This window comes from Castellaniella defragrans (genome assembly GCF_014203015.1).
Lineage (GTDB): Bacteria > Pseudomonadota > Gammaproteobacteria > Burkholderiales > Burkholderiaceae_B > Castellaniella > Castellaniella defragrans.
Window position 1 is genome coordinate 107,799 of record NZ_JACHIB010000011.1, and the last position, 21,657, is coordinate 129,455.

The window sequence follows — 21,657 nt, forward strand, 5'->3', positions numbered from 1 at the left end:
AAGGTCCGGGCGGTGGCGATACGCCATCTGATCCGGCTGATTCGTGTGGCGGCGGACGGCATGGCCTTCCTCCTGGGACCGCTCCTGGCCGCGGTGTGCCTCTACGTCGTCACCGGCGGGGTGTCCGTCTACGTCCTCGTCGCCGACGTGGGCGCCTTCGTCCTGACCTACATGGTGCTGGGCGCGGCGACCCTGCTGTGGTTCTGGGCCTGGCGCGGGCACTACACCTACCGCAAGCCCATCTGGTCGGTGGCGCGCGACGTCTGCATGGCGCTGCTGGTCGGCGCCCTGGGTCAGCTGGTCATCATGGCGTTCCTGAAATGGCCCATCTCGCGCTATTTCTGGGTGCTGAGCTGGGGCTTCATCTTCCTGTCGCTCGTGCTCGAACGCCTGGCCATCAAGGCGGCGCTGCTCAAGCTCAAGCTCTGGCAGAAGCAGTGCGTCATCATCGGCACCGGCAGCAACGCCGCCGAGGCCTACGGGGCCCTGGTGTCCGACCGCGGCATGGGCTTCGACGTGCAGTATTTCCAGTGCCCCCTGGGGACGCGGCCCTCGCCGGTCGAAGGCGTGCCCGTGCTGCACCGGCCCGAGCAGCTCTGGGAACTGACCGATCCGGACGACACCCAGTACGTGATCGCCATGGAATATGGCGAGGAAGACCTGCGCGACGACTGGCTGCGCGAGATGGCGGTGCGCGGCTGCAGGGCGGTCTCGGTGATCCCGTCCATCCGCGGGGTGCCGCTCAACAGCACCGACGTGTCGTTCATCTTCAGCCACGACCTCATGATCCTGCAGATCCGCGAAAACCTGCAGAAGCGCTGGTCGCGCATCATCAAGCGCGCCTTCGACGTGGCGGGGGCCGCGGCGCTGCTGGTGGTGCTGTCGCCGCTGCTGGCCGTGCTCTGGTGGAAGATCCGCCAGGATGGCGGGGAGCCCATCTACGGCCACCGGCGGATAGGGCAGGGCGGTCGCCCGTTCCTGTGCCTGAAATTCCGCTCCATGGTGCCGCAGGCCGACCAGGTGCTGGCCGACCTGCTGGCCCGCGACCCGGAGGCGCGCGCCGAATGGGAGGCGTCCTTCAAGCTCAAGAACGATCCCCGGATCACGCCGCTGGGGCGCTTTCTCCGGCGCACCAGCCTGGACGAACTGCCGCAGCTCTGGAACGTCCTGCGAGGCGAGATGAGCCTGGTGGGCCCCCGGCCCGTCGTCGAGGAAGAACTGGCCTTCTACGGCAAGAACGTCGCCTATTACCTGATGGCCAAGCCCGGCATCACCGGCCTGTGGCAGGTCAGCGGCCGCAGCGACGTGGACTACGACACCCGGGTCTATTTCGATGCCTGGTACGCGCGCAACTGGTCGCTGTGGCACGACCTGGTGATCCTGGTCAAGACCGTGGCCGTGGTGTTCCGGCGCGACGGCGCGTACTAGGCGGGCCGTGCGGGCCGCGGCGCCTCGCGGTCTTCGGCCTGGCGCATCAGGGCCCACAGCGCGACCACCGCCAACAGATAGAACATGATGCCATTGTTTCGGTGCAGCATCACTTGAGACATGCTGAAGCAGGCGTAGGACAGCACCGTGCCGGCGCCGCAGAAGGCCAGCGTGCGCGCCGTCGTGTCGGGCGCCCGCAGCCGCCGGCCGAAATGCCACAGCGGCAGGCCGTACAGCGCCAGCAGGGCCAGCAGGCCCGGCAGCCCCGTGAAGACCCAGGCCTGCAGGTAGTTGTTGTGCAGGTTGTTGCTGTACTGCAGGACCACGGGGGTCACGCGGCCTTCGGCCACTTGTCCGCGCAGGGCCTCGGTGTAGGCCTGCAGGTTCCAGCCCGCGACGGGGCGCCGCTGCAGATTGCCCAAGGCGCCGCGCCACATCTCGAAGCGCGCGCCGATCGAGGTGTCGGTCTGTTCGCTCTGGTACAGGGTGATGTCTTCCACGGCCCGTTCGTAGCGCTGCTGCAGCGGGCTGCCGGGCCAGGCGAACAGCCCCGCCAGCAGCAGCGCGCACAGGGTACAGGCCGCCGCCAGACGCGCCCAGTTGTTCCGGGTCGTGAAGGTGAAGAGAAAGAGCAGCAGCGTCGGGGGCATGGCCACCCAGCTGCCGCGGCTGCCGCCGACGATCGCGCTGTAGAGCCCGCAGGCCGCGCCCAGCAGGAAAGCCGCCCGCCACGGGTTCGCCCGGGAGCCCTGGGTGCCCGCCCAGCACAGCCCCGCGGCGCAGTACATCGTGAACACCAGGCTGAAGTTGCTGAAGTGGATGATGTTCAGGAACCCCGCGGCGCGCTCCAGGTGCTCGACGTGCACCTGCCACCAGGCCAGCGGCGCCGACAGCGCCACGCCGATGACGATGGCCGTCCACAGGACGGCCAGGCGCACGGGCGTATGCAGCAGGAGCAGCAGCACCGGGATGGCCAGCAGCGCGCGCACGTACTGGTCGAGCTCGGAGGGCGAATTGCCCAGCGCCAGCGTCATGGCCGAGGGCACCAGGAAATAGGCCAGCAGGACGGCGATCAGCCGGCGGTCCGGGCGCTGCAGCGCGGCAAGGGGCGGACGCCGCGCCAGCCAGATCAGGCTGGCCAGCAGCAGCAGCGCGGCGCCGTAGGAATACCCCGAAGGCAGGGCGAACATGGCCGCGAAAGAGAGGAATATTCCCGCCTCCGCGAGGACCTGGGGACGGGAGGGCGTCGGGATCGGGAGGGAAGGCTGAGGGGATTGGGGCATGGGCATCCGGGCCGCTGGCGACGCTGGTATTGTAGGCGGTTGCCCCGCTGGGCGCCGGGGCGGACAGGGTAAAATCGGCCGGCAGACTTCACACGGAATGGAATCATGACTGTACTCGTCACCGGCGGCGCCGGTTTCATCGGAAGCAATTTCGTCCTCGACCGGCTGGCGCGTTCCTCCGAAACCGTGGTCAATCTCGACAACCTCACCTACGCCGGCAATCTCGACAACCTCGCCTCGCTGCAGGGCGATCCCGGCCACGTCTTCGTGCATGGCGACCTGTGCGACCGCCCCTTGCTGGATCGGCTGTTCGCCCAGTACCGGCCGCGCGCCGTGATCCATTTCGCCGCCGAAAGCCACGTCGATCGTTCCATCCACGGCCCGGAAGACTTCATCCAGACCAACATCGTGGGCACCTTCCGCCTGCTCGAAGCCGCCCGCGCCCACTGGGACGGACTGGACGCCCGGCAGAAGGCCGATTTCCGCTTCCTGCACGTCAGCACCGACGAAGTCTACGGCACCCTCGCGCCCGAGGATCCTCCCTTCGCCGAGACCAATCCCCACCTGCCCAACAGCCCGTATTCCGCCAGCAAGGCGGCCAGCGACCACCTGGTGCGCGCCTGGCACCACACCTACGGCCTGCCGGTGCTCACCACCAACTGCAGCAACAACTACGGCCCCTACCAGTTCCCCGAAAAGCTCATCCCCCTGGTCATCGTCAACGCCCTGGCGGGCAAGCCCCTGCCGATCTACGGCGACGGCCTGCAGGTGCGCGACTGGCTGTACGTGGGCGACCACTGCCAGGCGATCGAGCGGGTGCTGGAGGCCGGCACCCCGGGCGAGACCTACAACATCGGCGGCTGGAACGAAATGAGCAATCTCCGGATCGTCGCCACCATCTGCGGCCTGCTCGACGAGCTGCGGCCGCGCGCCTCGGGCGGCGGCTATGCCGATCAGATCACCTACGTCGCCGACCGCCCGGGGCATGACCGCCGCTACGCCATCGACGCCCGCAAGATCCAGCGCGAACTGGGCTGGACGCCGGCCGAGACCTTCGACACCGGCATCCGCAAGACCGTCGCCTGGTATCTGCAGCATCCGGAATGGGTCGCCCGCATCCAGCAGGGCGGCTACCGCGACTGGATCCAGCGCCACTACGGCGAGGCCTCGGCCGGCGAGGCTTCGGCATGAGGCTGCTGGTCACCGGCCGCGACGGCCAGCTCGGCTTTGAACTGCGCCGCGCCCTGGCGCCGCTGGGCGAGGTCGCCGCCATCGACCGCGCCGACTGCGACCTGTCCGACGCGGCCGCGATCCGGGCGGCGGTGCGCCGGCACCGGCCTGACGTCATCGTCAACGCGGCCGCCTATACCGCCGTCGATCGGGCCGAACAGGACGCCGCGCTGGCGCAGGCCATCAACGGCGCCGCCCCCGGCGTGTTCGGCGAGGAAGCCGCCCGGCTGGGCGCGCAGGTGGTGCATTTCTCCACCGACTACGTGTTCGACGGCGCCGGTCCCGACCCCTACCGCGAGACCGACCGGCCCGCGCCGCAGAACGTCTACGGCGCCACCAAGCTCGCCGGCGAGGCCGCCCTGGCGGCCTCGGGCGCGCGCCACCTGATCTTTCGCACCAGCTGGGTGGTGGGCGCGCACGGCGGCAATTTCGCCAAGACCATGCTGCGCCTGGCCGCGGAGCGCGACAGCCTGAGCATCGTCGCCGACCAGATCGGCGCCCCCACCTCGGCCGCGCTGCTGGCCGACGTGACCGCGCACGCGATCCGCGCCGGCCGGGACCTGGCCGACGGCGTCTACCATCTGACCGCCGGCGGCAGCACCAGCTGGCACGCCTACGCCCGCCACGTCATCGAGCGCGCGCGCGCCGCGGGCCGTCCCGTCCGCGTCGCCCCCGACGCAATCCTGCCCATCGCCACGGCCGACTATCCCACTCCCGCGCGGCGCCCCGCCAATTCGCGGCTGGACACGCAAAAAATCCGCGCGGCGCTGGGCATCCATCTGCCCGACTGGCGCGACGGCGTCGACTACGTGCTCGATCAATTGCTGGACGAGTGAGGGCGGACAGCCGGTCCTGAGAGGGCGGACAGCCGGTCCTGATGGACGGCGCCCGGCCGACCGTCTCCGGCCTGGGGGGCCCGCCTAGTACGTCTCGGCCTGCGCGAAGGCCGCGCCGGCCTGGTCCTTGGCCGACAGCAGCGGCTGGGCACCGTCCAGCGGCCAGGCGATGGCCAGGTCGGGATCGTCCCAGCGGATGCAGCGCTCGTGCTGCGGCGCGTAGTAGTTCGTGGTCTTGTAGAGGAATTCGGCGCTTTCGCTGGTGACCACGAAACCGTGGCCGAAGCCCTCGGGCACCCACAGCTGGCGCTTGTTGTCGGCGGTGAGCTCGGCGCCCACCCATTGCCCGAACGTGGCCGAGCCGCGGCGCAGGTCGACCGCCACGTCGAAGACGCTGCCCTGGACCACCCGCACCAGCTTGCCCTGCGGCTGCCGGATCTGATAGTGCAGGCCGCGCAGCACGTGGCGCGCCGAGCGCGAGTGGTTGTCCTGCACGAAGGCGACGGGCCGGCCCACGGCCTGGTCGAACTGGGCCTGGTTGAAGCTCTCGAAGAAGAATCCGCGGGCGTCGCCGAAGACCTGGGGCTCCAGCAGGAGGACGTCGGGGATGGCGAGGCGGGTGGCGATCATAGCAGGCCCAGCAGATAGCGGCCGTAGTCGTTCTTGGACAGGCCTTCGCCCAGGGCCTGCAGCTGGGCGTCGTCGATCCAGCCCATGCGCCAGGCGATTTCCTCCGGACAGGCCACCTTCAGGCCCTGGCGCTTTTCCAGCGTGGCGATGAACTGGCTGGCGTCCAGCATCGACTGGTGGGTGCCGGTGTCCAGCCAGGCGTAGCCGCGCCCCATGATCTCGACGTGCAGGGCGCCCTGGTCCAGGTAGCGCCGGTTCAGGTCGGTGATCTCCAGCTCGCCGCGCGCCGAGGGGCGCAGTTCGCGCGCCAGGTCCACGGCCTGGCCGTCGTAGAAATACAGGCCCGTGACGGCGTAGTTGGACTTGGGCCGCGCCGGCTTTTCCTCCAGCGACAGCACCCGGCCCTGCGCGTTGAATTCGGCCACGCCGTAGCGCTCCGGATCGTGCACGTGGTAGGCAAAGACGCTGGCGCCGTGCTCGCGCGCCATGGCGTGGCCCAGCAGCGCGGGCAGGTCGTGGCCCTGGAAGATGTTGTCGCCCAGCACCAGCGCCGAGGGCTGGTGGCCCACGAAATCGGCGCCGATCAGATAGGCCTGCGCCAGGCCGTCGGGCGAGGGCTGCACCGCGTACTGCAGGTTCAGCCCCCACTGGCGGCCGTCGCCCAGCAGCTGCTCGAAGCGCGGCGTGTCCTGCGGAGTGGAGATGACGAGGATGTCGCGGATGCCCGCCAGCATCAGGGTGGACAGCGGGTAGTACACCATCGGCTTGTCGTAGATGGGCAGCAGCTGCTTGCTCACGGCCAGGGTGGCCGGATGCAGGCGGGTGCCGGAGCCCCCGGCCAGAATGATGCCTTTGCGGTGCGGTGTCGTGCTCATGGGCGGCATTGTATACTGGTCTCATGCCCGAATTTGAAGCCATCACCTCCGCCAGCTACGGCGGCAAGACCTGGCGTGCCAGCCCCGGCTACGCCTTCGCGGCCCATGACGCCGTGGCCGTGCTGGTCCTGCCGGAAATCCCCCGCGCCTGCCTGTGCCTGCCGCTGGCCTTCGCCCAGATCGACGGCCAGTTCGCGCCGGTGGCCGTGCAGGGCCTCGCACCGGGGCAGAATCTCCTGGTCGATGCCGGCGGACGCTGGCGCGGCGACTACGTCCCGGCGGCCTACCGGGCCTATCCCTTCGCGCTGGCCCAGGCGCCCGACGGGCAGCAGGTGCTGTGCTTCGACCGCGCCAGCGGCCTGCTCCAGGACGGCCCGGACGGCGGCCAGCCCTTCTTCGACGCCGACGGCAAGCCCGCCGAGCGCATCACCCAGATCCTGCAGTTCCTCACCCAGGTGCAGGCCGGCCGCGCCGCCACCCGGCGCGCCTGCGACGCCCTGCAGCAGCACGGGCTGATCGTCCCCTGGCCGGTGCGCATCCAGAACGACAGCGGCGTCCAGAACGTCCAGGGCCTGTTCCGCATCGACGAAAAAGCGCTGAACGAACTGCCCGCGGAATCCCTCGCCGCGGTGCGCGAGGCCGGCGCGCTGTTCCTCGCCTTTGGCCAGCTGCTGTCCATGCAGCACCTGCAGCGCCTGGGCACGCTGGCGCGCGAGCAGGCCATCCAGCAGACCTCGGCGGCCATGCGCACGCCCACGGGCGACCTGGACCTGGAATTCCTCAACAGCGGCGGCACCATCAAGTTCCACTAGCCGCAACCGGCCGCAGTTCCACTGGCCGCGCGGCCGCCGCCCGCGCAAGCCGGCCGGCGGAAAGTCAGCCGGCATTCAGGCCTGGCATGCTATATTAAAACGCTTTTTTTTCGTTATTTTGCATGCGGTTATGATGCCCAACCCCGGATGCCCAAGCCCGGCTGCCCGTTCCCGGATCCCCGCCTGGCGTCCGGCGCGGCCCGGCGGGCGCCGGCACGGCGGCGCGCATCGGCTGTCGTGCGCCTGACGCCTGCCCGCTCCCGATTCCGCTCACTGCTTTCTTCATGACTCCACACCACCGTACCGAACTGGGCGAGGCGCTCTTCCGCTTCCGCCGCATCCTCTACAGTCTGGCGGCCTTCAGTTTCGTCATCAACATGCTGGCGCTCACGCCGTCCCTGTACATGCTGCAGGTCTACGACCGCGTGCTCAACAGCCGCAACGAAACCACCCTGCTGGTGCTGTCGCTGCTGGTGGTGGCCATCTTCGCGCTGTCGGGCCTGCTGCAGCTGGTGCGCTCCTCGGTGCTGATCCGGGTGGGCAACCGCTTCGACGCCATGCTCAACCAGCGGGTGTTCACCGCCGCCTTCGAGCGCAACCTGCGCCGCGAGGGCGGCAACCCCTCGCAGGCCATCCAGGATCTCACCCGCCTGCGCCAGTTCCTCACCGGCAACGCCCTGTTCGCCCTGTTCGACGTGCCCTGGACGCCCATCTACATCGCCGTGGCCTTCATCGTGCACCCCCTGCTGGGCGCCATGAACGTCTTCGGCTCGGTGGTGCTGATCGTGATGGCCTACCTCACCCACGTCGCCACGCACAAGCCCCTGGACGAGGCCAACCAGGCCTCCGTGCGCGCCAACGCCTTCGCCAACAGCCACCTGCACAACGCCGAGGTCATCGAGGCCATGGGCATGCTGCCGGGCCTGCGCGCCCGCTGGCTGTCCCAGCACCGGCGCATGCTGGGCCTGCAGACCGTGGCCTCCGACCGCAACGCCCGCATCAGCGGCGTGTCGCAGTTCGTGCGCATCTCGCTGCAGTCGCTGATCCTGGGCGTGGGCGCGCTGCTGGTCATCCAGGGCGAGATCACGGCCGGCATGATGATCGTCTGTTCCATCCTCATGGGGCAGGCCCTGCGCCCGGTGGAAATGGCCATCAATTCCTGGAAGCAGTTCATCGCCTGCCGCGGCGCCTACGCGCGCCTGGACGAAATGCTCAAGACCGCGCCGCCGCGCGGGGCCAGCCTGAGCCTGCCCGCGCCGCGCGGCCAGATCGTGCTCGAAAACGTCTACGCCACCCCGCCGGGCGCGCGCGCGGCCGTGCTCAAGGGCCTGAACGTCACCATCGAGGCCGGCGACGTGGTCGGCGTCATCGGTCCCTCGGGGGCGGGCAAGTCCACCCTGGCGCGCCTGCTGGTGGGCGTCTGGGGCGCCCAGGCCGGCACCGTGCGCCTGGACGGCGCCGACATCTACCGCTGGAACAAGGACGAGCTCGGCCCGCACATCGGCTACCTGCCCCAGGACATCGAGCTCTTCGAGGGCAGCGTGGCCGAGAACATCGCGCGCTTCGCCGTCCCCGATTCCGCCAAGGTGATCGCCGCCGCGCAGCAGGCCGGCGTGCACGACATGATCCTGCGCCTGCCCCAGGGCTACGACACGCAGATGGGCATGAACGGCTCGTCCCTGTCGGGCGGCCAGCGCCAGCGCGTGGCCCTGGCGCGCGCCATCTACGGCAACCCGGCGCTCATCGTGCTGGACGAGCCCAATTCCAACCTCGACGAGGCCGGCGAGGCCTCGCTGGTCGAGACCCTGCGCGTGCTCAAGGCCCAGGGCTCCACCGTGATCGTCATCACGCACCGCACCAGCGTGCTGGCGGCGGTGGACAAGCTGCTGGTCATGCGCGAAGGGATGGTCATGATGTACGGCGCACGCGAAGACGTGCTCAAGGGCCTGCACCAGCAGCAGCTGCAGGCGCGTGCCCAGGCGGGCGGTGGCTCGCTGCAGATGGCGGCTGGCCGATAGCGCCGATTAGAGACGCACCATGAAGCTATTTTCACGCAAGACCTCGCCCGATCTGGAGATCGAGGAAGCCCTGGAAACCCCCGGCAGCCGGGTGGACGAGAATTTCGTGCGGCCCCTGCGCATCGGCCTGGCCGCGCTCGTTCTCGGCTTCGGCGGCTTCGTCCTGTGGGGCGCTCTGGCGCCGCTGGACCAGGGCGAGCCCGCCAACGGCGTGGTCGAGGTCCTGGGCAACCGCAAGACCATCGCCCACCTGGAAGGCGGCACCGTGGACGCCATCCTGGTGAGCGACGGCGACCGCGTCCAGGCCGGGCAGGTGCTGCTGCGCCTGAACCCCACCCGCGCGCAGTCCGACCGCGACGTGGCCAGTTCCCAGTACATCATCGCCCGCACCAACGAAGACCGGCTGCTCGCCGAGCGCGACGGCCTGGAATCCATCCAGTTCTACCCGGAGCTCACCCGCCGCTTCAAGGACGACCCGCGCTACCGGCGCGCCGTCGCCGCCCAGCAGGCGCTCTTCGAGACCCGCCGCAAGGCCCTGAACGGCGAGATCGCCATCCTGCGCGAAAACCTCGCCGGCGCCGAGGCGCAGCTGCAGGGCCTGCTGCAGGTGCAGGCCAGCCGCAAGGAGCAGATCGGCTACATCAACCGCGAACTCCAGGGCGTGCGCGAGCTCGCCAAGGACGGCTACCTGCCGCGCAACCGCATGCTCGAACTGGAGCGCGACGCCGCCCAGCTGCAGGGGGCGCTGTCCAACGCCGTGGTCGACGCCGGCCGCACGCGCAACCAGATCGCCGAACTGAAGCTGCGCATCCTGCAGCGCCAGCAGGACTACCAGAAGGAAGTCCAGTCGCAGCTGAGCGACGTCCAGAAGGAAGCCACGGCCCTGGCCAACCGCCTGGCCGCGCTGGACTACTCCGTCGAGCAGACCGAGATCCGCTCCCCCATCGAAGGCACGGTGCAGAACATGAAGATCTTCACCGTGGGCGGCGTGGTGAGCCCCGGCGCGCCGCTGATGGAAATCATCCCCGACGACGCCTCCTACGTGGTCAACGCCGAACTCCCCGTGCAGGCCATCGACCGCGTGTACGCGGGCCTGCCCGTCGAGATCACCTTCCCGGCGCTCAACCACGCCCAGACCCCCAACGTCCCGGGCAAGCTCCTCACCGTGTCGGCCGACCGCATCACCGACCAGCGCACCGGCATGCCCTTCTACCAGGCGAAGGTCGAGATCCTGCCCGAAGGCATGCGCATGATCGAGCAGGTGGGCGGCGAGATCCGCGCCGGCATGCCGGCCACCGTCATGATCAAGCTGGGCGAGCGCACCATGTTCAGCTATCTGCTCAAGCCGCTCCTCGAACGCCTGCACACCTCCCTGACGGAAAAATAGCCGATGCGGGCCGCCTTGCACCTGTCGATTCGTCGCACGGTCCTGCCCTGGCTGGCCGGACTGGCGGCGCTGGCCCTGGCGCCCGCGGCGCCGGCGGCGCCGACGCGGCAGCCCGCGCCGGCGCATGCGCCCGCCGCGCCGGTCCCGGCCGGCCCGGCTTCCTCCGGCCTCGCTTCGCCGGCCTCCGCCTCGTCAACTCCGGCCTCCGCGGCTTCCGGCCTGGGGCTGGACAGCGCCTGGCAGCTCGCCAAGGCCCATGATCCCAGCTACCAGGCGGCGCTCAGCGAGCGCGACGCCGGCCAGGCCAACCGCGCCCTGGGCCGCGCGCCCCTGCTGCCGCAGATCAGCGCCAGCATCGGGCGCAACAAGACCACCGGCACGCTGGAATCGCCGAGCAGCAGCGGCGGGGTGGTCAGCACCGATCTGGATTACATCGCGCGCACCAACCAGATCCAGCTCAGCCAGTCCCTGTTCGACTGGTCCAAGATCGCCGGCATGCGCCAGGGCAACGCCCGCGCCGACTACAGCCTGGCGCTCTTCGACACCAAGGCGCGCGATACCGCCACCCGCCTGGTCAGCCGCTACCTGCAGACCCTGCTGTCGCGCCAGAACGTGACGCTGGCCGAAAACCGGCTGGCGGCCGACGAGCAGAACATCGACATCGCGCGGCGCCGCTACCAGGGGGGCGAGGGCACCGTCACCGACGTCGAGGAAGCCACCTCGCGGCGCGACCTCTCGCGCGCCGACCTGATCCAGGCGCGCGACGCCCTGGTCGTCGCGCGGCGCGAGCTGCAGGAAATGACCGGCGCCCCCGTCCTCGCCATCCACGATCTCGCGCCCGATTTCCGGCCCCGTCCGCTGGACCCGCCCGCGCTGGAGTCCTGGCTGGCCCGCGCGCAGGCCGCCAATGCCGACGTGCAGGCCGGCCAGCAGTCCCTGCGGGTGGCCGACCGCGAAGTCGACAAGGCCTTCGGCGGCCACCTGCCCACGGTCGGCGGCGTGGCCTACCGCAGCGTCAACCAGTCCGACTCCATCTCCACCCTGAACCAGGAAAGCTACCTGACCGCGGCGGGCGTGCAGATCAGCGTGCCGATCTTCTCCGGCGGCCAGACCCAGGCGCAGGTCCGGCAGGCGCGCCACAACCGCGACCAGACCGGCCACCAGCTGGAGGCCACCCGCGAAAAAGTCGCCGTGGACACCACGCGCCAGTACCAGGGCGTCGTCAGCGGGGCCGAACGCATCGCCGCCCTGGAAACCGCCGTGAACACCAGCGCCCAGGCGCTGGAAGCCATGCGGAAAAGCTACATCGGCGGCACGCGCAGCATCACCGACATCCTCGACGCCCAGGATCAGCTCTACAAGGCCCAGCGCGACCTGATCCAGGCGCGCCTGCAGTACGTCAACGCCCGCATCGGCCTGGATGCCGTGGCCGGCGCGCTGGACGACGCGGCCATCGCCGCGGCCGCCCGCACCTGGTTCGGCTCGGCGGCCGTGCCGCTGGATTGAGCGCCGTGGCGGGCTGGGGCTGGATTCGGCTGGGGCGCGGCGCCGGAGCGCTGGCGCTGTCCGCCAGCCTGGCCGCCTGCGCCGGCCCGGGCGCCTGGCTGGAAGGCACCTGGCTGGGCGGCGGCAAGGGCGGCGGCGCCCCGTCGTCCGAGCCCACGCCGGCGGCGCCTGCGCCCGCCGCCGGCCCCCGCACCGGCGCCACCCTGGCCGACGCCCTGGACCGGATGGACGCCGCCCGCGCGCGCGGCCTGACCCTGGCCCAGGCCTGGCCCCTGGCGCTGGCGCGCGACCCCACCTACCAGGCCGCCCTCAGCGCCCGGCTGGGCTTCGACACCTTCCGCGCCCAGGGCCTGGCGCTGCTGCTGCCGCAGGTGCAGGCCGGGTATTCGCGCAGCCGGATCAACGGCCTGCGGCGCCAGCCCTGGCTGTTCGGCCGCACCATCGAATCCGTCCTGGAATACGATTCCACCAGCGCCTACGTCCAGCTGCAGCAGCCGCTGCTGGACGCCGGCCGTTATGCCAGCTACCGCTGGGCGCATGCCCGCGCCGACCAGGGCGATGCCGACTGGGCCGCCGCCCGCAGCGACCTCGCCCAGCGCCTGTCGAAGGCCTGGTTCCAGCTCCTGGCCGCCCGGTCCACCGTGGCCCTGCGCGAGGGGCTGGCCGACTCCCTGGAAGCGCAGGCCGCCGGCCAGCAGGCCCTGTACACCCACAGCGAAGGCAGCATCATCGACGCCCAGCAGATCCAGGCCCGCCTGGCTAGTGCGCGGGCCGACGTCATCAGCGCGCGCGCCGACCTGGACGTGGCGCAGCGCGCCCTGCAGGCCATCATCGGCGTCACCGACCGCCCTCCGGCCTCGCCTTTCGCATGGGATCAGGCCTCAGCCGAAGCATCGGATCGCGTTCCGGGCCAGACATCGGATCGGACACCGGCCGAGGCGCCGGACCAGGCTGCGGCCGAACTGACGGCCTTCGCCCCGCCGCCCCTGGAGCCCGCCCGCCTCGTGGACTGGCTGGACCTGGCCCGCGCCCACAATACCCAGATCGACGCCGACCAGGCCAAGGTGCGCGTCGCCGAGGCCGACGTCTGGCGCGCCGCCAGCCGCCATGCGCCCACCCTCAACCTGGTGGCCGCCTGGTCCAACGCCGACAGCGAAAACCTCTCCACCCTGAGCCAGCGCACCAACACCTACGTCCTGGGCCTGCAGCTGAACGTGCCCATCTTCTCCGGCGGCTACGATTCCGCCCTGCACGCCCAGACCCGCGATCAGGCCCGCCAGGCCGCCCACACCCTGGACGCCACGGTCGAAAGCACCCTGGTCGAAGTCACCCGCCAGTACAGCAACGTCACCGGCGGCGAGGAACGCATCCGCGCCCTGGAATCCGCCGTGCGGTCGGGGCGCGCCAGCCTCGCGGCCACGCGCAAGGTCTATCAGCATGGCCACGGCAGCATCCTGGACATGCTGAGAAAGCAGGACAACCTCTTCCAGACCCGCGCGCAGCTGATCCAGGCCCAGCTGGACTACCTGCAGGCCCGCATCGCCCTGGAAGTCGCGGCAGGACGGGACCTGGCCGAGGTGTTCGAGCGGATCACGGGTGTTTTCCCGCAGTGACAAAACAGCTCAAAAGGGCCTGAACGGCCGGGCGGCCGATGCCGGCCTCTGCCACCATGGCTTTCGATGCCGATGCGATCGGAGAGCGCCATGGGCAGGCACGATGCCTCCTGCAAGCTGCTGTTTTCCTCACCGGAGATGGTGCGCGACCTGATCGTGGGCTTCGTGCCGGGCAAATGGCTGCGCGGGCTGGACTACACGACGCTGGAAAGGGTGTCGGGCAGCTACGTCACCGATGACCTGCGCGAGCGCGCCGACGACATCGTCTGGCGGGTACGGGCCGACGGCCAGTGGATGTACCTGTACCTGCTGATCGAATTCCAGAGTACGGTGGACCCGTGGATGCCGGTGCGGATGCTGACTTACGTGGGGCTGCTGTATCAGGACCTGATCCGCCGGGGCGACGTGCTGCCCGGCCATCGCCTGCCGCCGGTGCTGCCCATCGTGTTCTACAACGGCGATGGCCGCTGGCGGGCGGCGACCGACATTGCCGCTTTGATTCCGCGGCTGCCGGGGCGCCTGGCGCGCTTTCTGCCCCGGCTGGAATATGTGCTGGTGGACGAGAACCGCTATTCTGCGGCGCATTTGGCGCGGCTGCGCAACCTGGTGGCTGCGGTCATGCGCATGGAGCGTCCCGAAAGCGAGCGCGACGTGCTCGATCTGGTGGACTTGGTGGGAGAAATGCTGGAAGATAAACCGGAGTTGCGGCGCACTTTTGCCACCTGGATGCATGGCGTGCTGGAAAGGCGCAGCGGCTATGCGATGGCCTTGCCCAGGGTCCGGGACTTGAAGGAGCTGAAGATGAAGCTGGCGGAACGGTTCGTCCAGTGGGCCGAACAGCATAAACAGGAAGGCCGTCAGGAAGGCCGTCAAGAAGGCGAGGCCCTGCTGCTGCAGCGCATGCTGACGCGGCGGTTCGGGCCGTTGCCGGCTGCCGTCACGGCCCGGATCGCCGCGGCCGGCGCGGCCGACCTCGAAGCCTGGTCCGACCGCCTGCTGGATGCCGCGAGCCTGGACGCCGTGTTCGGGCTCTAGGATTTCGTCCGCTCGCGGCGACCGCGGCCGATCCGCTTGAGCGACCGGTGCAGACGGAATTCGCACCAGCCGAACAACGCGGACCCGATCACCGCCGCCAGCATCGCCAGCGAGAACAGCGCATAAAGCGACAGCCCCGGCGCATGGCGGTCGAGCAGGTGGATGCACAGGACCATGATGAACGCATGCGACAGATAGATGCCGTAAGACGCATCCCCCATGTGTTCCAGCCAGCGCCAGCGCAGATGCCGTATGCCCAGGAGGACCACGGCGGCCAAGCCGGGCGCCATCGTCATGAAGGCCCCGGCGTGGGACATACCGTACAGGATTTCGCCCAGCGTGCAGAGGATCACCGCCGTCAGCGCCAGCGGCAGCGAGGGGAGCCGAGATACGTGCCGGTATACCAGCCCGAGCAGCATGCCGGTCACGAAAAAGACATTGTGGGGCGCTAGCCACAGCCAGAGGCCGGGTTGCGCGATGTCGATGTCGTTGTAACGCGAAACCGCCGCGATGGCCAACAACCAGACGACGCAGAAACGCTGCATGGCCGCCGCGCTGAATCGCAGGACGACCATGGCCGCCACCAGCACGTAGAAGCCCATCTCGTAGACCAGCGTCCAGTAGGGGATATGGTAGCCGATGTTCAGAGGCACGGCGGGGATCAGCGGCAGGCTCGACAGCGTCAGCGACCAATTTGGCTGCGTGCCTGCCAGCAGCAGGCCCGACAGGACGATCGCCAGCCAGTACCCCGGGTAGATGCGTATGATGCGGTTCCACAGGAAGCGTCGGCCCTGATAGAGGCATCCGGCCATGACGAAGCCGGAAATGACGAAGAACAAATCGACGCCCAGCCCCCCGAAGCCGATTCGCAAATACCGCATGTAGTCGATGCCGCGTGCCTCGCAGGCATAGTAGATGGCATGCTGCAGCACGACGCCGAGCGCGGCGATGGCGCGCAGGCCCTGAAGGCCACCAAGGCGTTCCTGGCGCAGATCGATGGCCACTGGCGAGAGTGGGGCGGCTCCGGTAGTAAGGTCTCGGGGCATTCGGCGCGAAGGGCGGGAAAGAGCAATGGACCGGGGCAGTGTAAGCGCCGGCCCTGCTCCTGACAACTCTCGTTCCCCGCCGGTCCATATGCCGCCGCTCGATCGAGCCATCGCATAAAATGCCCCCAGTCCCGCACTGGATCGTCCCGTCATGCGCAGTTCTTCCTCCTTTTACCTCAGCCGCCTCGATCACCTGCGCTTCGTCGCGGCCGCGCTGGTGGTGCTGTTCCATTACCTGCACGCGTTCGTCGGCCAGGTCCAGCCGATCAACCCGTTGGCGATCGTCGTCAGCGAGGGTCACATGGGCATCGGCCTGTTCATGGTGTTGAGCGGTTTCATCTTTGCCGTGTTGTGCGCCGGAAAATCCGTCGATTACAAGCTGTTCCTGTTCAACCGCTTCGTGCGCATCTACCCGCTTTATATCTTTGCTGTGGTGCTGGCCGTCACGCTGATGGTCTATCAGAAGCAGATCAACTACAACGTGTTCGACATTTTCCAGTGGCTGCTGCTGTTTCGCCCCAGTTCGATTTCGGATCTGCCGCAGTTTTCCCATTTGTGGACCATTCCTGTCGAATTCAGTTTCTATCTGCTGTTTCCCTTTTTCCACCAGTTTTATAAAAAATACGGCGCGCGCTATTTCATCGGAATGATCGGCCTGCTGCTGCTGCTGCGCGCCGGGATCTACCTGGAATACGGTACCGTGCGCTACGTGGCCTATGAAACCCTGTTCGGCCGCCTCGACCAGTTTCTCATCGGTTATCTGGCCGCGTGCTGCTATCTCGCTCCCGCCGCCCGGCGCCGGTTCTCGCGTCCGTGGATGCTTGCGCTGGCTTGCGGGCTGGTGTTCTATGTCATCCACTGGTTGAACCGCCACGGCGGCGGCGCCAATGTCGAAGCCGGCTGGTGGATTGTCTGGCCCACCGTCGAGGCGCTGGCGTGGGCGGCGCTGGTGCTGGCCTATCTGTGCCAGCGTTGGTCCCTGCCCGTCTGGGCGGACCGTCTGCTGGCGCAGGGCGGCGTGCTCAGTTTCTCGCTCTATGTCTGCCACCCCTGGGTGATTTCCGTGCTGGCGCCGCGTGTCGGCGTGCTGCCGCTGGGTCTGGGCGAGCTGGGTGACAACATCCTCACCGGCGTGCTGGTGGCCCTGCCCGCCTCGCTGTTCCTGGCCTGGACGCTCAATCGCCTGATCGAAAAGCCTTTCCTGGAATTCCGCCGTTCCTATCTGCTCCCCCAGGTCTGATCCTCGGGGTCCGGTCACGAATCCTGTCGCTCCCGGCGCCATCACCCCGGCTCGTTCCCGCCGACCCGGTCCCCGGGTCCGGCTCCGCCGGCCGCCCTTCAGGATGCGATTAAAATCGTGTCCTTGCCAGCATTTCCCCGTCAATAGAAAATACATGAACTCAAGCTCCCTGCAACATTTCTTCATGCGCGCCCGCAAGGCCCTCGGCTATGTGGCGCGGGGCGACTTCAAGAATCTGATGGGGCGCGTCCGGTCCATGCGCCAGGAGCGCCTTCGCGCGGACCGGCCCAACGAGATCCTGCCCGGCACCATCCTCAAGTGGCGCATCGTCACCACGCGGCATACCCTGTTCATCGCCCATCTGATTGCCCGCCGCCTGCGCGAACACGGCTTCGGCGTCACCATCGCCACCGAGGTGCCGGAGGCGGTGGAAGACCATTTCTACGTGGTGTTGTGTCCGCAGATTTTCCAGCGCCTGCCGCCGCCCGAGCGCACCTTCCTGTTCCAGATGGAGCAGTCCGTCAGTTCGCGCTGGTTCACCAAGGCCTACCTGAACACCCTGCTCAATGCGCGCGGCGTGCTGGACTACGCGCTCGTCAACCTCGATTTCCTGCAGCGCAAGGAAATCCGTTTTCCGCATACCAATTATCTGCCCATCGGTTCGGACCCGGACTATGCCGCCGGGCTGGCCGCCGAAGACAAGCGGTACGACGTGCTGTTCTATGGCGACGCGGCCAGCTCGCCGCGCCGCCAGGCCCTGCTGCAGGCGCTGGAGCGGCATTTCGACGTGCATCGCTGCAGCGAGGTCTTCGGCGACGAGATGAAGCGCGAGATCCGCCGCGCCCGCCTCGTCGTCAACCTGCACTATTACGAAAACGCGCTGCTCGAAACCCCGCGCATCCAGGAATGCCTGGCGCTCGGCGTGCCCGTGGTCTCCGAATCCGCCCAGGACCAGGCCGACTATCCCGAACTGGAAGGCGTGGTGCGCTTCTTTCCCGAAGGCGACGTCCAGGCCATGGTGGATGCCGTGCGCGACGCCCTGGCCCATCCCGTACCCGCCGAAGCCGTCGCCCGCAGCACGCAGGAAAGCTGGCGGCGCTTCTGTTTCATGTTCGACCGTTTCCTGGTCGGCGCCAAGCTGCTGCCCTACCACCACCTGAGCCGCCAGCCGCTGTACCTCAACCCGGCGCCGCACGCCGCCGCCTCGCCGCCGTCCGGCCAGGCCCCGCGCCTGATCCTTTCCATGCCCGAAACCATCACCCGGCGGCGCGACTACCTGAGCGCGCCCGTGGACCGGGGCGTCGTGTTCGACGGCGTGCGCTATTCGCCCGGCTGGATCGGCTGCGGCCTGTCCTATGCGGCCATGGCCAACCACGCCCTGCGCAATCGCCTGGACCGCATCACCATCCTGGAGGACGACGCCCAGGTGGGGCCGGATTTCGAGGAAAAAATGGCCATCGTCCAGCGCTACCTGGACGCCAACGAAGGCCGGTGGGACGTGTTCTGCGGACTGATCGCCGTCGTGCACGACGATACCCGGATCCTGCGGGTGGACGACTTCGAGGGCATGCGCTTCATCACCATCAACCGCATGGTCAGCACCGTGTGCAACGTCTACAGCCCGCGGGCCCTGCAGCTGCTGGCCGACTGGAACCCGGGCACGGCCGACGAGCAGACCAACACCATCGACCAGTACCTGGGCAGCCGCGCCAATCTGCGCGCCGTGCTGGCCCTGCCGTTCGTGGCCAGCCTGCGCGAAGAACTGGATTCCACTCTGTGGGGCATCGGCAACGGCCGTTATCTGACGATGATCGCCGAAAGCCAGCAGACCCTGCTGCAGAAGACCGAGGCCTTCCTGCGTGGCCGCATCGATCCGGCCGCGCCCGATCCGGCCGCGCCCGATGCGGCCGCCGCTACCGGCTCAGTCCAGGAACGCTGACCAGCGCATTCTGCAGTCCCATCGCCTGGGGCACCACGCCGAACAGGCGCTCCAGCGCGTGCAGCACGCTGCCGTCGATGGGCAGCGGCTCGTCCGGGTAGTCCTCGTAGCCCAGGTTCAGGTCCAGGAACGGCTGCAGCGCCGCCGGCCTGATCCAGAACATGGTCCCCGCGGGAAAGACGAACTGCCGCGGCAGCGCGGATACGCCCATGTACCGGGCCAGTAGCTGCGCGCAATGCCAGTTGCCGTCCCAGCCCAGCAGCAGCGGGTCGTCGGCGAAGGCCAGGCCCCATTGGGGGTGCGCCGCCATGTGCGCGGCGATGGTGTCCAGCATGGCGCCGCCGTGCGCGCCGCCCAGCAGGTTCTCCATCAGGAACACGCGCCACTGGTCCACGACCCGGCGGTCCGCATGCGGGCTGCGCTTCGTGTGCACGTGCCCGATCAGCTCGTAGTCGCGCGCCAGCCGCGCGCCGAAGGTGCTCAGGAAGGGGCCGATGTCGCGGCCGCGGTTGGGCACGATTTCCAGGGCGGACACCCGGCCCGCGTAATCGTCCAGCAGCGCGCGGGCCTGCGCCTGCTGCGCCGGCCCCGGCACGCTCACGTACAGGTCGGGCCGCGTCCGGTTCAGGTGCAGGCGGTGCAGGATGTCGGCCAGCATGTCCGGATAATAGGCGTGGACGTGCAGGGCGATGCGCGCGATCGGCGCGCCGCCGGCCGGTGCGGGGCCGGCCGAAGCACCGGGCAGGGTGCCGGGCCGGATCACCGGGAGGTCCCAGGGGCCCGGGGGGCAGCCCCGCGCCAGATAGTGGGCGAAGGGCGTCTGCTCCGGCGGCGGCGGGGGCTCGGCCTGCTGCGCGTAGATGCCCGGATGGAAGCCGGCCCGGGGCTTGCGCGCGCCCATGCCGCAGCGCCAGGCCAGCGTGTACAGAAACGCCTGGCCGCAGGTGGCCTGGTCCTTCAGGCTGACGATCTCGCCCATGTAGCCCGGGTCGAGCTGGCCCGAAGCCTCGATGACGGCGGCATCCGCGCGCGCCTGGCGGTCCAGGGCGCGGGCGCGCTCGCACAGGGCCAGGACGTGCCCGGCATGGGCCGGCCAGCCGAGCGCCCGCCAGTCCGCCTGCGCCGTCCTGGCCGCCAGGGCCTGGCGCGCCTCGGCATCGCCGGCCAGCGCCTGCAGGCGCCGGACCAGCTCCAGGACGTCGCCGGCGGGGGCCAGGCAGGGCTCGGCCAGCCCCTGGGCGGCGAGGGTCCGCGCCACCTCCCCCGAATCCTGGAAGGCGAGTACCGGGATGCCCCGCGACAGCGCCTGCAGCGCGGGCGAGCGGGCCAGTTCCAGGCGGGCGGGCAGCAGCAGCAGGTCGGTGCGCGGCGGCAGGGCGGCCCGTGTCCATTCGATGTGGACGCGCCCGTCCAGGCCGGCCAGCGCCAGCTGCTCGCGCAGGGTCGGCAGGAAGCCCGGGTCGGCGGGGGCGCCGTCCTCGTCCACCACCCAGACGAAATGCCAGGGCGCGGCGGGCGTGCCCGCGCGCAGCAGCGCCTGGGCGCACAGCATGAACACGTCCAGCCCGCCGTCGTAGCTGGCCGGACCCCAGCCCGCCACCAGCAGCCCCTGCCCGGATTCGTCGGCCTCCCAGGGGGCCGCCGTCGCCGGATGGGCGGGAGCGGGCGGCGCGTCCCGCAGCGGCGCGCCCGGCAGCAGCGCCACGCTGTCCGGATTCAGGTAGGAGCAGATCGCCAGGGCCTGGCGGCGGGCCTGGGCCGAGACGAACGCGGTGTGCGCCGCCCAGAAGAACAGCTCCTGCCAGAAATAGATGTCGTCGCGGTAGATCGCCGTGTCCGGCACCAGGCAGGCCGCCGGGATGCCGGATCCGGCCAGGGCCGGCAGCGCGCTCTTGCAGTGCTTGCCCAGCACCAGGGCGGTGCAGTCCGGCGCCGCCCGCAGCAGCGGCGCCCGCGCCCGCTCCACGAAAACCCGGGCCAGGGCGTAGTCCTCGCGCGCGGCGGGCAGGTCCGCATGGGCGGCGCAGGCCGCGCGCAGCGCGGGCAGGCGCGGCGCGTCGGCCGCGCCCAGGTTCCATAGATACAGATTGGCGTGCCCTTGCAGCGCGTGCGCGGTGTCGTCCAGGCAGGCGTCCACGCCGCGCGACTGGCCGGCCGCGGCGATCAGCAGGATCGTGGGCAGCGCCGGATCGAAGGGCGCGCCGCCCGGCGCGAAGCCCGGCAGCGCATCGGCGGCGGCCGCGCCGCCCCGCGGCGCCGTGTCCGGCGCCGCCACAGCCACAGCATCCGCCACAGCCGCCGCATCCGCAGCAGCCGCAGCCACCGCGATGTCGTGCCCCGCCGCCGCATCCTCCGCCGCACCCCGTACGTCGCCGCCCGGCGCGGGCGGGGTCGAGGCCGGCCGCCGCCGCAGCCAGTTCCGCACCCGCCTCAGCAGGTGCTTGGCCAGCCACCACTTGCGCAGCTCGCGGATTTCCAGTTCCCGCAGGCGGATGTCTTCCTCCTGCAGGTGGATCCGCTGCGCCTGGCCGTTCAGTTCGATGTCGCGTTCGGTCAGCAGCGCGTTCAGGTCGTCCACGTGGTGCTGCAGGCGCCGGGCCACCACCGTGAGCTGGCTGGCTTCGGCTTCCAGCAGGGCGGCGCGCTGGCGGTGCAGCACCGCGGCGGATTCCACCTGCGAGCGCCACACGTCGGCCGCCTGCGCGCGGGTTTTGGCCATCAGCAGGCGCTGTTCGCAGTCAAGCATGGATACACCCCGAAAACACGTGACAACCGTAGT

The 21,657-nt window shown here is 69.6% G+C and carries 16 protein-coding genes; 11 read left to right on the top strand and 5 right to left on the bottom strand.

Annotation, left to right across the window (positions count from 1 at the left end; all coding sequences use genetic code 11):
- The first annotated feature begins 60 nt into the window (after nucleotides 1–60).
- Complete coding sequence (gene wbaP / locus HNR28_RS10575; RefSeq protein ID WP_084330782.1) at nucleotides 61–1,428, top strand: undecaprenyl-phosphate galactose phosphotransferase WbaP; 1,368 nt, start codon at nucleotides 61–63, stop codon at nucleotides 1,426–1,428.
- Here the strand turns inward: wbaP and HNR28_RS10580 are convergent.
- A complete protein-coding gene (locus tag HNR28_RS10580; protein ID WP_170288456.1) occupies nucleotides 1,425–2,618 on the bottom strand; it encodes an O-antigen ligase family protein in 1,194 nt (397 codons plus the stop codon). The genes wbaP and HNR28_RS10580 overlap by 4 nt on opposite strands.
- Before the next feature lie 198 nt (nucleotides 2,619–2,816).
- Between HNR28_RS10580 and rfbB the strand changes: the two genes are divergently transcribed.
- Together rfbB and rfbD are read left to right on the top strand one after the other, a co-directional pair.
- Nucleotides 2,817–3,902 carry a dTDP-glucose 4,6-dehydratase gene (gene rfbB, locus HNR28_RS10585; protein ID WP_151024518.1) on the top strand — a complete coding sequence of 362 codons (1,086 nt, stop codon included), beginning with the start codon at nucleotides 2,817–2,819 and terminating at the stop codon, nucleotides 3,900–3,902.
- Nucleotides 3,899–4,777, top strand: coding sequence for a dTDP-4-dehydrorhamnose reductase (rfbD, locus tag HNR28_RS10590; protein WP_151024519.1), 879 nt, complete (start codon nucleotides 3,899–3,901; stop codon nucleotides 4,775–4,777). Before rfbB ends, rfbD begins: the two co-directional genes overlap by 4 nt.
- 84 nt (nucleotides 4,778–4,861) lie before the next feature.
- Here the strand turns inward: rfbD and rfbC are convergent, their stop codons facing one another.
- On the bottom strand, nucleotides 4,862–5,407 hold the full coding sequence (rfbC, locus tag HNR28_RS10595; protein WP_043678805.1) for a dTDP-4-dehydrorhamnose 3,5-epimerase: 546 nt from the start codon (nucleotides 5,405–5,407) through the stop codon (nucleotides 4,862–4,864).
- Nucleotides 5,404–6,282, bottom strand: a complete 879-nt coding sequence (gene rfbA, locus HNR28_RS10600) for a glucose-1-phosphate thymidylyltransferase RfbA (RefSeq protein ID WP_151024520.1) — start codon at nucleotides 6,280–6,282, stop codon at nucleotides 5,404–5,406. The genes rfbC and rfbA overlap by 4 nt, the downstream gene beginning before the upstream one ends.
- A gap of 23 nt (nucleotides 6,283–6,305) precedes the next feature.
- On the opposite strand from rfbA, the gene HNR28_RS10605 reads away from it, so the two are divergent.
- From HNR28_RS10605 to HNR28_RS10630, 6 genes are all read left to right on the top strand, one after another.
- Nucleotides 6,306–7,094 (top strand): SapC family protein, encoded by a 789-nt coding sequence (locus HNR28_RS10605; protein ID WP_151024521.1) that lies wholly within the window; start codon nucleotides 6,306–6,308, stop codon nucleotides 7,092–7,094.
- Nucleotides 7,095–7,378: 284 nt separating this feature from the next.
- Nucleotides 7,379–9,112, top strand: a complete 1,734-nt coding sequence (locus HNR28_RS10610) for a type I secretion system permease/ATPase (protein ID WP_151024522.1) — start codon at nucleotides 7,379–7,381, stop codon at nucleotides 9,110–9,112.
- A gap of 19 nt (nucleotides 9,113–9,131) precedes the next feature.
- Nucleotides 9,132–10,499: an HlyD family type I secretion periplasmic adaptor subunit gene (locus HNR28_RS10615; protein WP_151024523.1), complete on the top strand. Its 1,368-nt coding sequence runs from the start codon at nucleotides 9,132–9,134 to the stop codon at nucleotides 10,497–10,499.
- A gap of 3 nt (nucleotides 10,500–10,502) precedes the next feature.
- Complete coding sequence (locus HNR28_RS10620) at nucleotides 10,503–12,005, top strand: TolC family outer membrane protein (RefSeq protein ID WP_184142859.1); 1,503 nt, start codon at nucleotides 10,503–10,505, stop codon at nucleotides 12,003–12,005.
- A 5-nt stretch (nucleotides 12,006–12,010) separates the two neighbouring features.
- Nucleotides 12,011–13,618 (top strand): TolC family protein, encoded by a 1,608-nt coding sequence (locus HNR28_RS18695; protein WP_184142862.1) that lies wholly within the window; start codon nucleotides 12,011–12,013, stop codon nucleotides 13,616–13,618.
- Nucleotides 13,619–13,708: 90 nt separating this feature from the next.
- Nucleotides 13,709–14,653: an Rpn family recombination-promoting nuclease/putative transposase gene (locus HNR28_RS10630; RefSeq protein WP_151025381.1), complete on the top strand. Its 945-nt coding sequence runs from the start codon at nucleotides 13,709–13,711 to the stop codon at nucleotides 14,651–14,653.
- On the opposite strand, the gene HNR28_RS10635 is transcribed toward HNR28_RS10630, so the two are convergent.
- On the bottom strand, nucleotides 14,650–15,657 hold the full coding sequence (locus tag HNR28_RS10635) for an acyltransferase family protein (RefSeq protein WP_170288522.1): 1,008 nt from the start codon (nucleotides 15,655–15,657) through the stop codon (nucleotides 14,650–14,652). The two genes, HNR28_RS10630 and HNR28_RS10635, sit on opposite strands and share 4 nt — an antisense overlap.
- Nucleotides 15,658–15,850: 193 nt before the next feature.
- Here HNR28_RS10635 and HNR28_RS10640 point away from each other — a divergent pair, with 193 nt between their 5' ends.
- Both HNR28_RS10640 and HNR28_RS10645 read left to right on the top strand, forming a co-directional pair.
- Nucleotides 15,851–16,939 carry an acyltransferase family protein gene (locus HNR28_RS10640; protein ID WP_151025379.1) on the top strand — a complete coding sequence of 363 codons (1,089 nt, stop codon included), beginning with the start codon at nucleotides 15,851–15,853 and terminating at the stop codon, nucleotides 16,937–16,939.
- A gap of 154 nt (nucleotides 16,940–17,093) precedes the next feature.
- The gene (locus HNR28_RS10645; protein ID WP_170288521.1) at nucleotides 17,094–18,878 is read left to right on the top strand and encodes a glycosyltransferase family protein; all 1,785 of its coding nucleotides are present in this window, start codon (nucleotides 17,094–17,096) and stop codon (nucleotides 18,876–18,878) included.
- On the opposite strand, the gene HNR28_RS10650 is transcribed toward HNR28_RS10645, so the two are convergent.
- Entirely contained in the window at nucleotides 18,853–21,624 is a 2,772-nt protein-coding gene (locus HNR28_RS10650) for a rhamnan synthesis F family protein (RefSeq protein ID WP_184142865.1), read from the bottom strand. The genes HNR28_RS10645 and HNR28_RS10650 overlap by 26 nt on opposite strands.
- Nucleotides 21,625–21,657: the final 33 nt, after the last annotated feature.